This window comes from Vibrio sp. 1CM23M (genome assembly GCF_023161755.1).
Taxonomy (GTDB): Bacteria; Pseudomonadota; Gammaproteobacteria; order Enterobacterales; family Vibrionaceae; genus Vibrio; species Vibrio coralliirubri.
On record NZ_JALNTR010000001.1, the window covers coordinates 886369 to 901656 of the forward strand.

Sequence of the window (15288 nt, forward strand, 5' to 3'; positions counted from 1 at the left end):
CTGTCGTGGGTAGATGAAACAGAAGTGATGAAACTGATAATCAGGGTAAAAAAGATTTCGATAAGGAGCTTCAGTTTACAGTGTAAATCCAAGATTCTAATTTACACTGTAAATCTAATTTGTAGCGGTCAGTCTATTTAAATAATGGCTAGCCTATTTACACTGTAAATAGGCTAGCAGAGCATCGACATCTTTACGAAACTGAATCTCTGCTTGTTTGCGACCAACAAGATTAAACTGTTCGACACAAGTCCCCCACTCTTTCTGCTGAACAACCTTTGCGATGAGTAAGTCAGAAATACCTATGTTTCGATCGTTACTGAGTAGAATCAAGTTCAGTACGCTGAAGCTGATCGCATCATAACTGTTGCCACCGTTCACGTAATTTCTAACTAACTGAGTTTCAAACTCGCTAACAGTGTGAACACTCTTTGGCAGCAGCGCTCGTACCATATCGGTTTCAAGTGAAGCCAAAGAACCTGAAACAAGAAAACAGTAGCTACGCTCGAAGTGATTTTTAACTTGGTTTATCCAGCCTTGAGAGTTTGAGTTAAGCGCCTTAACCATCAGAACCGAGTGACAGCCGCTGGCCTGATCTCGCTGGTGGCCGATGTGCACAGCTTCGAATTCACTACCCCGCCAAAAAGAAATCAATTCGCTGGTCGCGCCAAAACTTGTCGCTAGATAATCTGCTTGGCTGGTTTGCTGTGATAACTGAGCCAACATCCAACGGCCAATACCCAAACCTTGATGACGAGTTGAAACGGCAATACGCATAACTCGTAGGCAACGACTGATCGCCGCCTGAGTACAACCAAGTTGGTTTGCCAGTAATACAGGAGCAAGGTGACCTTGAGGCCTGCGTTTTCCAAGTTGAATTTGAGCAATCAACTCGCAGTCCAAACCTCCCTCTTCCGTCACTAACATACAGCCTAAACATTCATCTTGCTTCCAAGCGGCGTATAAACGGATTGCTGGATTGTTGAGAAACTGTATTAAGTCATTTGGCGACGTCTGATAGTGCGCATCCACAAGAAGAGAAAAACATTGCTGTAGCTGCTCAGGATTAGCCAAGCATTCTGCTTTTGATAACTCGACCAAGTTTAATTGGTTGATTACCTCGGCAGAAAAGCCATCGAGTTCAGCAACCGCCGATTCACTGAGTGATGCGTCATTACCAAGTAGGAAGCAATCAAACAACCAAGCTTCTAGCGGATCGTTGTTATTCCAACGAATCGGTTGTTCGAGCTTAAAGCCTTTCCACCCCGGACGATGCTCAGAAAGCCAAGATTCAAACTTAATACCGAACCCTCGTCCACAGCCTTCGTAACCGTGTACCGTAGTTGAAAAGACCATACGGTGATAGATGTCGACCATGGATTTAAGCATCGGAATTGGAATTGCAGCTGCTTCATCAACCAATAACAGATCGCAATCAGGCTTAGATTTAAGTAATTCATCTGCCGCGACGAATCTTAAACTGCCACCTTGATGACGAATGTGAGTAGCGTTTACCACTTCGCAAGATTCTAACCCTTGGCTAGCATGAGAAAATACCGGCTCTACCGCTTTCACTGAAGGCGCGGTAACAATAATATTAAACCCGTGACGCTCAACTAACAGCTGCGCTGCGGCAATACCCAATGTCGAGCTTTTACCACGTCCTCTATCCGCAGTGAGAATCAAAGGACGTTTACGATGTCCAGACACTACCTTTTTAACTAATTCAACAGCCGTATTTTGCTGTTCAAATTTATCCAATCCGTTTTGGGCGCTTTGCATCTGAGGAAGAGCGTGAGTTGCTTGAACTACATCGCCGGCTTCATTGTGTTGTGAAACAGAGGTCAGTTTATCGAAATGACGTTTTAACCAACGTTGACCAAAGCTCTCGCTATCTTCAGAGGCACCAACTTTTGGCGGCAACACCAACAGCAGCCCACCACCGACTAACGAACCCAGCGCAGCACTAAAACCATTCGCATCAAACTGCTCTCTAAAGTCACAAACAAGAACTTGGCACTCACGACCAAGCAGTTGTTGGCCTTTTTTTACTGGAGCATGAATCACACCTTCAAATGGCGTACCGCCAATCTGGAAGATGCTCGGAGTGTGTGAGTCTTGAAGGAAGGTAAAAACAGCTGAGTTTTGCCAATCAAAATCGCCATCAAAGACCACGCCGTAACGGTGATCGTTATGTTGAGCGATATTAGAAAGTGTATGCAGAAAAGTGTTGGTTGGGTTTGTCATAGTTAGCGTCCAGATTCATCTAAACACAGTTTATCACAGCCAAATAAAAAGCCGCATTAAGCGGCTTTAGAGGAGTAATGAAAAGTCGTCGACTTAGTCGAGCTTCGATTGAACGAAGGCGAGGATTTCTTCCATTGTTGCATCATCAACCTTCTTAAGGTTCAACGCCAAGTTTGAACCCTTGCGGCTGTATGATGCGCGGCCCTTAATAAGCTCAACTTTTGGAGAAGCTTTCTTCGCTGGCGCTGGCGCCAATTCAAGAATCCAACCTTCCAAAGTTTCTGTCACGTCTTTGGTTAGACGAGTTACGCCTTGAGCTTCACTACGCTGCCATACAAAACCTTCAGAAGCATCACACTTAGTCAGCAGTGTTTGCTGCTGTTCACTCGTCAATCCACCAAACTGCTTGTGCAGTTTAACAATAGTTGGACGACCAAGGTCGCTCACATTTGGGTAAGCTTGTAGCAATTCAAGTGGCAAAGCGGCTGCTTTCAATGCACCACTCACCAAAGCTTCACTGCACTGGAACATTTTTGCCAGTGCTTTCTGGTCTTCAGCTTCGCCTTTGTCCAGCTTCGCTTGCATCTCTTTGCCCTTCTCGTAAAGAGAAAGCGGTTTATGAGCGTTAGCTACGTCTGATAGGAACTTAGCGTGTTCGCCGTTAATGTTTTCAGCAACATAAATTAGGAACTCTTTGTCAGCCAAAATACATGACATACGACGACGGCTACCATCAAGAACTTCAATCTTACCGTCTTTGTTCTTACGACCAACTGCTGGGTATTGCTGACCACGTTCTTTCAATGTTGTAAGAACATCAGAAAGCGCGTGCTCGTTTAAGAAAGATTGCTCACGAGCGTTCTCTTCAAAAACAACCGTTCGAGTAGCCACTTCAGCCGCAGGAATTCGAACCAATTCAAATGAAACCAGATCTTCGCCAGCAACAGAAAGCTCGATCACTTGAGCCTGTTCTTTTGCCGCAGTTTGCGCTTCTTGTGGTGTTGCTACGCGACGTTTGTTTGCTTTACCAAATAGCTTTGCATTTAAGTCAGATGTTTTAATTGCCATTCTTGTTATCCCTGATTAAGTGAAGGCCAGTTGCTATGTAATACGCGCTCTAATTCTAGAGCACTTTTTTGTACTGCGTCTTGAGCAACAGCTAGAGTTTTCTTACCGCCCTCAAAGTCGCTCACCGTTAGATCGAAAACCGTGCTGTAAGTGTCGGCACAGGTTTCAAAAGCACGGCTTCTTGGAATGGTTGCCATCATTACTTGGTCATTCAACAGGTAGTTCATTTCAGTCAGAACTGACACCTGCTTCTTGTTGTCGTCTTCAAACATGGTTGGCATTAGACGAACAAATTCGAGCCCTTTCCAGTCATCCGGGAACATTTCGTAAACCGTTGGTAAGTGCTGGAAGAAGTTAACCGTTGAAGCCCAATCCAAACGCTTAGCTGCACATGGAATCAGAAGTGCGTTCGACGCGTACATTGCATTCCATACTAGAGGGTCAACGTGCGGGCCGGTATCAATCATAATCACATCGAAATCATCGGCGATTTTGTCGATAAGCTTCTCTTTTAACAGACGAACAATATCAAGTGACTGATCTTGTGAAAGGCTTTGCCACGCTTCAGCGTTAAACATCGCATCTTCTGGGAAAGCAGAAATTGTCTTCAGGTTTGGATACTGAGTTGGCAATAGTACGTTCTTACGAAGAAACTCTAGATCGACATCTTGGCCTTCAGGCACGTTGTCCAACATGATATCGACGGCAGAATAGATGCTGTCGTGCTCTGCCCCACTAATTTGTGGATTTAGGAACAGACGCAAAGAGCCCTGTGGGTCCAAGTCAATCAGACAGATACGGTAGCGCTTATCCAAGTTCAGAGACAAACAAGCGGCTAAATGAACCGCTGTCATTGATTTACCCGTACCACCCTTCTGGTTTTGTACGTTGATAATCCATGGCTTATTGTCAGCGTGCTGCTTACGTTCATGGAACTTTGGCACTTCTGCCGCGTCCATCAGCATGTGAGCTTCTGTCAATGAAATCGAGTAATGATTGGCGTTGTTCTTTGTAAACTGATGGCCATCAGCTTCAAGTTTAGTGATCGCTTCATCGAGTTTACGACGCGTTAAACCAGAACGAGTCTCCATCATAGCTTTAGACATTGGAGGGAAATGTTCATCACTTCGCTCTTCCAAAATAATCTCAATTCGGTCAGCCTGAACTTGTTGAGTTTGTTCGGCTAGCTGATAGAGCTTATCAATCGTTTGTTCTCTTTTCATTGCCAGTTTCCGTAATGATTAACTAAGTACAAATTGTACAGCGATTAACAACAAACACAACAAAAACATGAACATACATTTATGAGTGAAATCACATAAAATAGACCGCGTTTTTACAATTTGATGAAACATCGCCTTAGACAAACACAAAAATCACCGCTTTTATCATGCATAACCATGTTATTTCTTGCTTACATTTAAAATGTTACAGCATCACTTATTTACAATGTAAATGGAATTTCAGCAAAAAATCTTCGGAACGATTGAAATACAACCGTAGATTACGGTTGGTGTGATTTGCATTCGAATTTATAGATTTTCAATCCAATAAAAATTAAAAAACACTCAATGAACAAAAAGATTCAAAACAGAAGAGAAGATGGGGTGTCAAAAAACGACAAAGGATTGGAGTTCAACCGGAAGAATGATCATGGAACACATCCAGTGTAAGATAATTAATAACGCCAAATTATGAAGCATGATCAAGGCGTAAACTTAGCAATATTGATCCGAGCAACTGCACATTGGAAACGATCAACTTCCGGAAAAATGATCAAGTAACCATCGTTCCGGAAGCATGTAATTTATGAGCTAAGTTACGGACAAATGCTTTTGGAATGGGGATTCAACGCCAATAAGGGCTCAATGATTGAAAATTCAATCGACACAGACCGAGAATACACAAACATGACAATTTCATGATCATGCTTCCTAGTTAAGACCCACCAGCGCTAAATACATCAAAGCAATCCATTTCCAGCGGATACAGACTAAATTTTGCACTCAATAGGGTAGGAACGATAAAAAAGTATGCTCTCTTGATCATTGTTCCGATAGATTGGCCGCCACAAGTGTCCACATAGACAAGTCAAAAGCGACTTAGAAACCGATGTTGAATTCCGATCTGTGGATAAGCTGTATAAGTATAATGATCATGCTTTCGAACCAATAATGATCATGCTTACAATGACTTAATGATCATCGTTCTGATGTTCTGTGATCATGCTTTCTTAAGTTTAATGATCATAGTTTCGGAACCTTTATGATCATGCTTTCCAAGGCGATTTATTTTAATACTTTAAATTCAGCCACTTAAAAGCAAAGTTACGTCCAGATCATTAGATCACTTAATCATTTAAGATCATATTAATCAAAAAGATCAGTTATTTAAAAGCCAATAAATTCTCTTTATTTATGATCATTCTTTCTTTATCATTCAGGAACTATAGTGAAATTACGGTTAGTGTGATACGGATCAAAAATGAAACCAGAAGAGAAATTGTTAATTAAGGCACGAAGCCACAAAGATGGTCATTTATTTGAGGTATCTGAAACAGCCGTTGAATGGATAGAACAATATCAACACTTCAAAGGTGTCACCAAAAGCATAGTTGAGCTTCTTAACCTAATTTCACTTCGTGGGTTTAGCAGCAAAGACGGGTACGTTTCCACCACTGAGATTATTGAATCAACCGATGGTCAAGTCACTCGCGCGGCCTTACAGCAAAGGCTGAGAGCAGCAGTCAATATCGGATTGTTCAAACAAATCCCCGTTCGCTTTGAAGAAGGCCTTGCTGGTAAAACCATGTTGCATCGCTTTGTGAACCCAAACCAATTGATATCGGTACTGGGTGCCACCAGCTTAGTGACAGAAAGCGTGAAGCAAAATGAAAAGCAAAAGCGCTCTAAAGCCCTAGCTCAAACCAAAGTAAACAAGCGGTTACTGAATGAACATGGACTGAATACCCCACCAACGATGAAAGATGAAGCGGATCAATTCATTGTTTCGCCAACCAATTGGGCGGGGATTATTGATCAAGCGTTAGCGCCACCTAGAACTCGTAAGAGCTACCAGAAATCCATGGTTTCGATCTCTGGTACTCGAGCTGTGATCGAGACAAGATCTTCTAAAAATATCATGACCGTTGACGATCTGATGACGCTATTCGCGTTATTCACGCTCACCGTTCAATATCATGATCATCACCAAGATGATTACCATCTAGACGCGAAACACACGCCGAACAAAACACCACTCTACATCACTGATATTTTGTCTTTACGTGGTAAGAAAGACAGCGGTCCTGCACGTGATTCGATCCGCGATAGTATTGATCGTATCGAATTCACGGATTTCCAACTGCACGAGCTTACAGGCCGTTGGCTTAGTGAGAACATGCCAGAAGGCTTTAAGAGTGATCGTTTCCGATTCTTAGCTAGAACCATTACCGCATCGGAAGAAGCGCCTACAGAGGGCTCTGACGGCGAAATTCGCATTAAACCGAACCTATACATCCTGGTTTGGGAACCTTCGTTCTACGAAGAGCTGCTGACGCGTGACTATTTCTTCCTATTTCCGCCAGAAATCCTGAAGCAACATACCTTGGTCTTCCAAATGTATTCGTACTTTAGAAGCCGCATGGCACGTCGCCATTCAGATAGCATGTTGCTCAGTGAGCTCAACCAGAAATTGGCGCGTAACATCGATTGGCGTCGTTTCTCGATGGATCTGATCCGCGAGCTCAGAAAGCTGGGTGAAGTCGGTGATCAAGAAGATACCTTCCTGGTTAACCTTTGGGGTTATCACTTGACGATCACCGCGTTGATCGAAAAAGGGAAAACGACCGATTATCAGGTAGATATCAAATGTAATGTGGAAGAGGTCTTACGTTACTCAAGAGCGCGTACCACTAACGCAGGTAAGCGTAATATGGCACCAACGTTGCCGAACCCACTTCGTAACGAGATGGTGTCTAAGCAGAAGCTGGAAGAGCTGTCTGAGATTATCGACGGTGAGTTTGAGCCAATTCAGCGTAAAGCACCGTCGCCAAGAGGCAAATTGGGACGTCGAGTTAAGCAGCGTAAACACTCTGTTGAGATCAATGCAGACGAGATCATGATTACTCTCTCTAAATATACCTCAGCAGAGGCTCTAGAACGCAGCATAACGGCTTTATCCGCTATGACAGGGCACTCACATGCCTCAATCAAAGAAGAGTGCTCAGAGCTCATTGAGAAGCTTGATTGGTTGAGAGTAGGGGAGGACGTTATCCCATACGAAACACTGAGTCGCTTAATTGAGCTTTACAACGACCGTGATAGCACCAGCAATCGACATCTGTCCATTGAACGTTTGATCTCTGGTTTAGCGGTGCGTCGTAAAGTGTGTAAACAAGTTCATGAAGGTCATTTAGACGAAAACGTGTTCCTTGCGCTCGATGAAATGGCGATTGGCCACTAGTCATTATCCTATCGCGATAAGCCTGTTTTACCGTCGCTGAATGGATAGTTTTGAACACATTAGGTGCTGATTAAAATCGCACCTAACGCTGACAAAGTGATGACAAAGTAACGCATCCAGTTGATTATTATTTATCCCGAATAGACAACCTTTGTCCTTTCTTATGATTAATAGATTGGCTCATATTTTGTTACATCATACTGAATAGATTTTTGCGAGTTCCTAAGGGACTCGCTTTTTTTTGCCTGAAATTCAGTCAATCATTAAAATTCAATAGGTTACATAATTAAACACCGAAGCATGATCAAGGCTAGATCATGCTTTACGGATCTAACCCTGATGAGATTCTGATTTGGTGTTTGATCGAGAAGGGCTTGATCAGTGGAGGTGGTGTCGAGTACTACCTTGATCATCGTTTCGGGGATGGGTTGCCATAAAACGCACATGCGATTCGATCAATTTCTCTGATTCTGCTTTCCAACGTGGTTCTTGCTGTTGGTTCTTAAACTCCAAAGCTAATACACACAAATGTTGTAGCCGCTGTGTACACCACTCTTGCAACCCTGCTTCTGATTTTGGGTCGCATGACACCGCTTGCAGCTTACTGTAGGCAAACATCAGGTATTGGTAGGCCTTTTCTTGATGGCTTGAACTGCTGGCCTCCTGCGAAGCCAACCCCGGATTCGATGAATCCGCGAGGTGGCGATAGAATGTAAAGATTCTCAGGCATCCGTCTAGCCAACATGCGATGCCTTTGCTCTGCTCATCCGTGATCAATGGCCCCCAGAGTGCATCTGGAGGCGTTAAGATCAAAGGTTCTAACCGGTCCACTTGATCATGCTTTCGGTCTTTGTACCAATCTCCGATCCGCTCTAACCAAGTGTCTAGTTCATTCATGCAACGTTATCCCACTGTTTTACAAGTGATTATCAGAAACTTGTTTGATTTCATGCTGTATTTCACTGCTCTGCTCTCGAATACGATCTGCGTCTATTGAATAGTTTGGCTCATTTTTGACGAGTTCGCCAAATGGCAGATCGGGATCTGGTACGGCAGAGATCAACAGCTTAGTGTACGGGTGTTGTGGATTGGTCAAGATCGACTGGGTTGATCCCCATTCGACGATCTGTCCTTTGTACATCACCGCTGTCTCTTCTGCGATGTAATGTGCTGTGGCAAGATCGTGGGTTATGTACAAAAAGCCAATCCCCAACTCTTTTTTCATTTTTTGCATTAGGTTCAACACGCCAAGTCGAATCGAAACGTCCAACATCGAGGTGGGTTCGTCAGCAAGAATAACCTCTGCGCCAACGGCCAGTGCTCTGGCTAGGTTAACCCTCTGTCTTTGGCCTCCACTGAGCTCATGCGGGTATTTGGCGAGCGTTTCGATGGGTAACTCCACCAGCGTTAATAACTCTTTGAGGCGCTCTGTGAGAGCCTGTTTAGTGGCTACCTGTTTATGGATCTTAAGTGGGCGCGTTAAATGGTGCTCAATGGTGTGAGTGGGATTGAGTGAACCAAAGGGGTCTTGAAAAACCATTTGCACACGGCTGCGATAATCCAAGATATCTTTACGGCTTTTGAGCGTAGAGATGTCTCTGCCTTTGAACAGTATCTCTCCCTCTGTCGCAGGGTAAACCTTGGTCATCAATCGTGCGCAGGTGCTTTTCCCGCAGCCAGATTCGCCAACCAGTGCCAGTGTTTTGCCTGCATGTAAGTCAAAACTCACACCATGCAGTGCTCTAAAGATCTCTTCTTTGCCAAATCCACCACCAACAGTGAATTCTTTAACGAGGTTTTTTACTTGAAAAATAGGTTGTGACATAGAGCTCTCCTAGCACGCCGTCGCGTGAGCATGTTCATGAATATTAGGGAAAGAACTCCATAGCTTTTGGGTGTAGGAGTGTTGTGGGTTGTTACGAATCTCATGGGCATTATTGACCTCAACTATCTTGCCGTGGCGCATGATTGCAATGCGATCACACAACTGGCTCATCAGTGCGAGGTCATGGGTGATGAAGAGTATCGAGAATCCAAACTCCTCTCTGAGTTGGTGTATCTGCTGCAATATTTCGCGCTGTACAACCACATCCAGCGCTGTGGTCGGTTCGTCCATGATGATCAGCTTCGGGTTAAGGGCGAGAGCAATGGCAATCACCAAACGCTGACGCATGCCGCCACTGAATTGATGCGGGTACTCTGTTAGGCGATGGCGTGGAATATTCACAAGGTCGAGCAGTTTCTCGGCGCGATCTTTGGCCTGTTCATTACTCATTCCTTTATGGTGACGCAGCACATCAGCAAACTGCTCTTCGATGGTTAATACGGGATTGAGTGAATTCATGGCGCTTTGGAACACCATCGCGATCTCACTCCAACGCAAGGTATTCAAATGGCTGTCCGATAAACTCAGTAGGTCTTGCCCACCAAACAGTATCTGTCCTCCCGAGATGAAAGCTGGCGGCTTATGCAGGCGGTTAATGGCAAATGCGATGGTGCTTTTGCCGCAACCGGATTCTCCGGCTAAGCCGAAAATCTCGCCTTGGCCTATGTTAAAGCTAACGGATTTGACGGCTTTGAAATCACCGTCATCGGTGATGTAGTCGACACATAGATTCTTCACTTCGAGAAGTGGTTTATCTGAATTTCCCACAGACATGATAAATACTCAGTTATGATATTGATAACCATTATCATTAACATGTGTTGGATTTAGTGGAAGCGACGAGCACGAAAAGGATGAAGTGCCTCGAAATTTATCTTGGGTTATTTCACTAATTTTCAGCAGAAGAGAAGCATTGAAAGCGGGGAAAATGAGAGTTGGATCAAACCACATTTCTTATGGGGAATCTTTTAAATGTAATTGCAGAAAATGGCTTTGGCAAAGTTTAAATGAGGCATTTATTAATTAGCTTTATGAAGCGTCGTAATCATCACACTTCAGTACAGAATTTCTTAACAAGCGAAAAAGCATTTGCTACAGATTACCTGTCCATTACATGGTGCTTTTCGGAGGAAAACATGTCCATTAATTCTATCAACCATGATGAAATGACAAACATTGCAAACAAATGGGATGCTGAAGAAGAAGTAGCTTTCAAACCAGAAAAGAAAATGAAGTCTGCTGAAGCTCGTCGTCGTATCGAGGCTCTAAGAGAAATTAGAGAAAGCGGTTTGAGTCTGGAAGAAGCAAGGGAGCTAGGTCTTATTCACTAATAACCCTCATTGCATTTAGAAGGGTGGTACAATGCCACCCTTTGATTTATAAGTTTTTTTCATAAATCCCGTCTAGATTAAATCAATATCTTAGTTATTGACCTCACTGTTTCGCTAAGCTGATCCCTTTTTGACATTACGCTTTTTAGATGAAAAACACACACATGACATACTCTTGAACTAAGTTGTTTGACAGTAATATGCAACGCCACTAATTTTAAAGTTAAAGCAAAAATATGCGATGTCGTTGGTAAGGAGAAGGCTATGTCTAATTCTGTGGCTAAAGCCAAAGAAGTGCTGTTTTATGAACCTGAAGATCCAAACGGATACCTGTCAAATTTTGCAGCTTGCCCCATTAAGGTTGATGATCAAATTTGGGCAACTAGCGAACATTATTATCAAGCGATGAAGTTTGCCTCTGGAGCGTTACGCAATGCCATTTTTGAGGCCAGTACCCCTGCTGAAGCGTTCTCTTTAAGTCGTGACTATGAAGACCAAGTTCGAGAAGACTGGTATGACATTCGTGTTGACGTGATGCAGTTCATTGTGACTGAGAAGTTCAGACAGAATCCACAGTTTGCGCTGTTTCTTACCAATACCGGAGATTCAGTGATCAAAGAACATTCGCACAAAGACCACTTCTGGGGCGATGGCGGCGATGGAACCGGCGAGAACCATTTAGGCAGGATTCTGATGGCAGTGCGTCACCAGCTTCGCACTCAGCAACTGCATTTAATTGCTTCGCACTGATTCGTCGATTCAGATAGCGGCATGCTTATGATTACCCCTTAGACGCATTTAAAAGGCCGCTCTGCTATCTAGCATTAAGCAGGGCGGCCTTTTAGGTTTTAGAGAGTCAGGCATTAACGAGAGTTAAAGTACGTGACTAAGCTATCCGTTGCTAAGTTCGATGTAACGCTGGTGCTACAAGTAACTCTGTACGATGTCATTGAGCTGTCCATCGTCTTTCATTTGGTCGAGGCGTTGGTTGATGAAGCTTTGCAGCTTAGGATCCATCTCAGGGTCAAACGCCAAATGGATAGGGTAGTTATTGATTACAGAACCAAACTCTTGCATCTGGTAATCATCAATACTCAGTTTTTGTTCGTTTAGGTTGTATTTGATTCGTGATTCCATTTCCACAAACACGGTGTCGCCAGGTGCTCGGTTCAGCACACGAAACGCAGCAGTGTAATCTTTTACTCGAATCTCGTTGAGCTTGCCCTGTTGGATATAAGGTTCCAAGTTCGGATACTCAAATCCCTTCAGCAATACCACTGCTTTCCCATCGAGATCATCGATTGTATTGAACTCAAACGGCTTTTTTCCGCTGCTGAGTAATACGTGTTTTACATTGTAAATCGGATCCTCAGATAGGTTTACAGATTGGATATTCCCCCAACTAGGGCTGCCATAGGTAACCCAGTTTGGGTTCTCTCTCGCATTGAGCTTGTCGATCATTCGATTAAAAGGGTAGGTGTGATAGTTGATCTCATATTGGCTGTCATCAAACACGGCTTCCACAATATCCGAAACCATTCCTCTGTGAGATGACCCGTCAGTTTCGATCTGAAAAGGTTGCGCTTGGCTCGCAATAATGTAGTAGTGAAGAGGTTCGCTTGCAAAAGCATAACTGCTTGAAAACAAACTGACTATGGATGCAACGATAAGATGTTTTTTCATAACCTTCCCTAGTTATTTGATGAATGACTACTATTATACTAGTTGAGTAATTGTAGTTTGCTAGGATAACAATAATGGTAATTTGTGTATGGTGACAAAAGGAAAACGCTACGTTGGACTCTCCCGACAGTTGATCGGGATGATAATAGCGATCAGTACCTTATTCACAGTTATAGTGACAGGTCTCGGGTTGTATGTAGAGTACCAAAGTCGAGTTTCTTTTCTCAGCTCTCAGATCGAGCAGGTCAAGGCTGGCTACCTGTCTGGTTTAACGGCCAGCTTGTGGGTTGAAGATAGAGAGCAATTGTTTGTGCAAGCCGAAGGCATCTCTCGCCTCCCTTCGGTCAGTTACCTTCTTATCGAAAGTCCCGATGAAAAAATTCTAGAGTTAGGTCAAAAGACCGAAGGCCAATCTTATTCTCAGTCTTGGGAAATGGTGCACCAGATGGGCGGCATAGACTTCCCGTTGGCGACGCTCACGGTGCAATCAGACTTGAGCATGATCCTAGATGACTTTGAAGTACGAGTGTTACTGTTACTCGCCTTCGAAGCCGTTAAAATCTTCTTGTTGTCTTTGGTATGTTTAACTATCGTGTATCGTCTGGTCGTAAAACGTTTAATGACCATGTCTTCTCAGATCAACCAGCAACAGGTTGAAGACAACAAACCGCGCTTCATAACACCAACCGAATTTACTTATAACGACGAGATCTCGACATTAGAGAGTAGCTATAACCAGTCTGTTGAACGTATTCGTCAACAGTATCAAGAGTTGATTAAAGCCAAAGAGACGGCTGAAGTTGCTAACCGTAACAAGAGTGAATTCTTGGCTAACATGAGCCACGAGATCCGCACCCCAATGAATGGGATTATCGGGCTGTCGTCTCTACTTTCTGAAATGGATATGCCGAAAGAGCAAAAAGAGTACGTCAACATGCTCAATACCTCTTCGCTAACCCTTCTAGACCTTATCAATGACATTTTGGATTATTCGAAAATTGAAGCGGGTCGTTTAGAACTTCAGCAAGAGCCGATGAAAATGATGGGCATTGCGGCCGACGTTGAATCAACCTTCCGAGTGAAAGCTGAACAGAAAGGGCTTCGATTCCAATTAGCGATAGACCCTAAGATCCCAACCATGGTGATTGGCGACGGTACTCAACTAAGACAAGTCCTAAATAACTTAGTAGGCAACGCGATTAAATTTACCGAGCACGGCCACGTTACGCTCTCACTTCGTTTGGAAGAGGTGGTTGAACCTGAGCAAAAACTCAGAGTGAAGTTCGAGGTTGTCGACAGCGGTATCGGTATTGCAGAAGACAAACAGAAATCGGTGTTCGATAAGTTTCAACAAGCCGACGGCAGTACCACACGTATTTACGGAGGCACTGGGCTTGGTCTAACAATATGCGAGAAGATCGTGACATTGATGGGCAGCAAGCTTGAACTCATCAGTGTTGAAGGTAAGGGCAGTACATTCTTTTTTACGGCTGACTTTGACCCGTGTTTAGAAGCCGATGAAAGGAATATCGATTTCAATAAGGTTTCGGTTCTGCTTGTGGATGATAGCCAGCTGAACATGCGTATAACGTCTACACAGCTTCAATCCTTTGGCGTTAAGTCTGAGTGCTGTGAAACGGCAAACCAAGCATTAGAGTTGGTTTCAGAGTCTGTGGCAAAGTCATCACCTTATGATCTCGTGCTGATAGACAAAGTAATGCCGTCCGTTGATGGCTTTCAACTGGCAAGAAGCTTAGTTGAACGCTTTGGTAGCGAGTGTCCTAAATTAGTGATGATCTCGGCTGACCCTAGAAAGCAAGATGAAGCTCGTGCTAAACAAGTCGGTTTTGTTGCCTACATTGCGCGCCCTTACCAAGATAATCAGCTTAAATGGACCATCAGTGAGGTACTCGCGAGAGCCGCTGATACCTCAACCTTTACCTATCCGAACAGAGGTGAGGTTGCGTTTAAAGACAATGAGCCTGTGCCGTTAACCAAACCAGCGGCAGTTGTTAAAGAGGCACCGACTGTCTCTGTAAACGCCCCACAAGCCGATAAACAAGCTCCAGTTCAAGCAGAGTCAAAACCTGTCGCGGCTGCCGGAGAATTTAGTGGTACGGTTTTGGTCGTTGAAGACTCGCGAGTAAACCAACAAGTTGCCAAGATGATGCTCAAGAAGCTAGGCTTTGAGGTTGATATTGCCGACAACGGTGAAATTGGTGTCGATAAATTCAAGGCCAACGAATACGAGATGATTTTTATGGATTGTCAGATGCCGGTTCTCGATGGCTTCGAAGCGACCAAGCAGATCCGATCGCTCGAAGAAGGGTCTTCAAAACACATTCCAATCGTTGCGCTGACGGCCAACGTCGTACAGCGAGACAAGCACCTATGTTTTGATGTGGGTATGGATGAGTTTTTACCTAAGCCTGTTAACCAGGGGAAACTGAGAGAGATCGTAGCCAGTTTCTTGTCTGATAAGAGTAAACTAACGGACGAAAGTGAGCAGAAGATTGTTTAGCTCAGGCGTCATTAAACCCAATCGTTAAACCCCAAACTCCGACCTAGTCAGTCGGAGTTTTTGTATGTATTCAGTAAGTGAATTCCTTT

General features: G+C 43.9%; 10 protein-coding genes and 1 pseudogene. 4 read left to right on the top strand and 7 right to left on the bottom strand.

Annotated elements, in window-relative coordinates; translation table 11 throughout:
• Window positions 1-153: 153 nt before the first annotated feature.
• The 3 genes from MSG35_RS03730 to MSG35_RS03740 all read right to left on the bottom strand — a co-directional run bounded on the left by MSG35_RS03730 (window position 154) and on the right by MSG35_RS03740 (window position 4538).
• Window positions 154-2247: a GNAT family N-acetyltransferase gene (locus MSG35_RS03730; protein ID WP_248382884.1), complete on the bottom strand. Its 2094-nt coding sequence runs from the start codon at window positions 2245-2247 to the stop codon at window positions 154-156.
• A gap of 93 nt (window positions 2248-2340) precedes the next feature.
• Complete coding sequence (locus tag MSG35_RS03735) at window positions 2341-3315, bottom strand: ParB/RepB/Spo0J family partition protein (protein WP_017065141.1); 975 nt, start codon at window positions 3313-3315, stop codon at window positions 2341-2343.
• Window positions 3316-3320: 5 nt separating this feature from the next.
• Window positions 3321-4538, bottom strand: coding sequence for a ParA family protein (locus MSG35_RS03740; RefSeq protein WP_017061213.1), 1218 nt, complete (start codon window positions 4536-4538; stop codon window positions 3321-3323).
• Window positions 4539-5799: 1261 nt separating this feature from the next.
• On the opposite strand from MSG35_RS03740, the gene MSG35_RS03745 reads away from it, so the two are divergent.
• The gene (locus MSG35_RS03745) at window positions 5800-7779 is read left to right on the top strand and encodes a replication initiator protein RctB domain-containing protein (protein WP_017071247.1); all 1980 of its coding nucleotides are present in this window, start codon (window positions 5800-5802) and stop codon (window positions 7777-7779) included.
• Between the two features lie 378 nt (window positions 7780-8157).
• Here MSG35_RS03745 and MSG35_RS03750 read toward each other — a convergent pair whose 3' ends face one another.
• The 3 genes and pseudogenes from MSG35_RS03750 to MSG35_RS03760 form a co-directional block, all read right to left on the bottom strand.
• Complete coding sequence (locus tag MSG35_RS03750) at window positions 8158-8676, bottom strand: transcriptional regulator (RefSeq protein WP_248382886.1); 519 nt, start codon at window positions 8674-8676, stop codon at window positions 8158-8160.
• Window positions 8673-9604 (bottom strand): annotated as a pseudogene (locus tag MSG35_RS03755) (ATP-binding cassette domain-containing protein). Before MSG35_RS03755 ends, MSG35_RS03750 begins: the two are co-directional and overlap by 4 nt.
• A 9-nt stretch (window positions 9605-9613) precedes the next feature.
• Window positions 9614-10438 carry an ABC transporter ATP-binding protein gene (locus MSG35_RS03760; protein WP_248382887.1) on the bottom strand — a complete coding sequence of 275 codons (825 nt, stop codon included), beginning with the start codon at window positions 10436-10438 and terminating at the stop codon, window positions 9614-9616.
• 362 nt (window positions 10439-10800) lie between these two features.
• Between MSG35_RS03760 and MSG35_RS03765 the strand changes: the two genes are divergently transcribed.
• Window positions 10801-10995 (top strand): hypothetical protein, encoded by a 195-nt coding sequence (locus MSG35_RS03765; protein ID WP_048660531.1) that lies wholly within the window; start codon window positions 10801-10803, stop codon window positions 10993-10995.
• A gap of 189 nt (window positions 10996-11184) precedes the next feature.
• Complete coding sequence (locus tag MSG35_RS03770; protein ID WP_248382888.1) at window positions 11185-11745, top strand: NADAR family protein; 561 nt, start codon at window positions 11185-11187, stop codon at window positions 11743-11745.
• A 174-nt stretch (window positions 11746-11919) separates the two neighbouring features.
• Here MSG35_RS03770 and MSG35_RS03775 read toward each other — a convergent pair whose 3' ends face one another.
• A complete protein-coding gene (locus tag MSG35_RS03775; protein ID WP_081229172.1) occupies window positions 11920-12678 on the bottom strand; it encodes a transporter substrate-binding domain-containing protein in 759 nt (252 codons plus the stop codon).
• Between the two features lie 88 nt (window positions 12679-12766).
• Here MSG35_RS03775 and MSG35_RS03780 point away from each other — a divergent pair, with 88 nt between their 5' ends.
• Window positions 12767-15199: a response regulator gene (locus MSG35_RS03780; RefSeq protein WP_248382889.1), complete on the top strand. Its 2433-nt coding sequence runs from the start codon at window positions 12767-12769 to the stop codon at window positions 15197-15199.
• Window positions 15200-15288 lie beyond the last annotated feature (89 nt).

Bases quoted from the DNA above. Each gene is read 5' to 3' on its own strand.
- MSG35_RS03730 (WP_248382884.1), bottom strand. From the start codon at position 2,247: ATGACAAACCCAACCAACACTTTTCTGCATACACTTTCTAATATCGCT.
- MSG35_RS03735 (WP_017065141.1), bottom strand. From the start codon at position 3,315: ATGGCAATTAAAACATCTGACTTAAATGCAAAGCTATTTGGTAAAGCA.
- MSG35_RS03740 (WP_017061213.1), bottom strand. From the start codon at position 4,538: ATGAAAAGAGAACAAACGATTGATAAGCTCTATCAGCTAGCCGAACAA.
- MSG35_RS03745 (WP_017071247.1), top strand. From the start codon at position 5,800: ATGAAACCAGAAGAGAAATTGTTAATTAAGGCACGAAGCCACAAAGAT.
- MSG35_RS03750 (WP_248382886.1), bottom strand. From the start codon at position 8,676: ATGAATGAACTAGACACTTGGTTAGAGCGGATCGGAGATTGGTACAAA.
- MSG35_RS03760 (WP_248382887.1), bottom strand. From the start codon at position 10,438: ATGTCTGTGGGAAATTCAGATAAACCACTTCTCGAAGTGAAGAATCTA.
- MSG35_RS03765 (WP_048660531.1), top strand. From the start codon at position 10,801: ATGTCCATTAATTCTATCAACCATGATGAAATGACAAACATTGCAAAC.
- MSG35_RS03775 (WP_081229172.1), bottom strand. From the start codon at position 12,678: ATGAAAAAACATCTTATCGTTGCATCCATAGTCAGTTTGTTTTCAAGC.
- MSG35_RS03780 (WP_248382889.1), top strand. From the start codon at position 12,767: ATGGTGACAAAAGGAAAACGCTACGTTGGACTCTCCCGACAGTTGATC.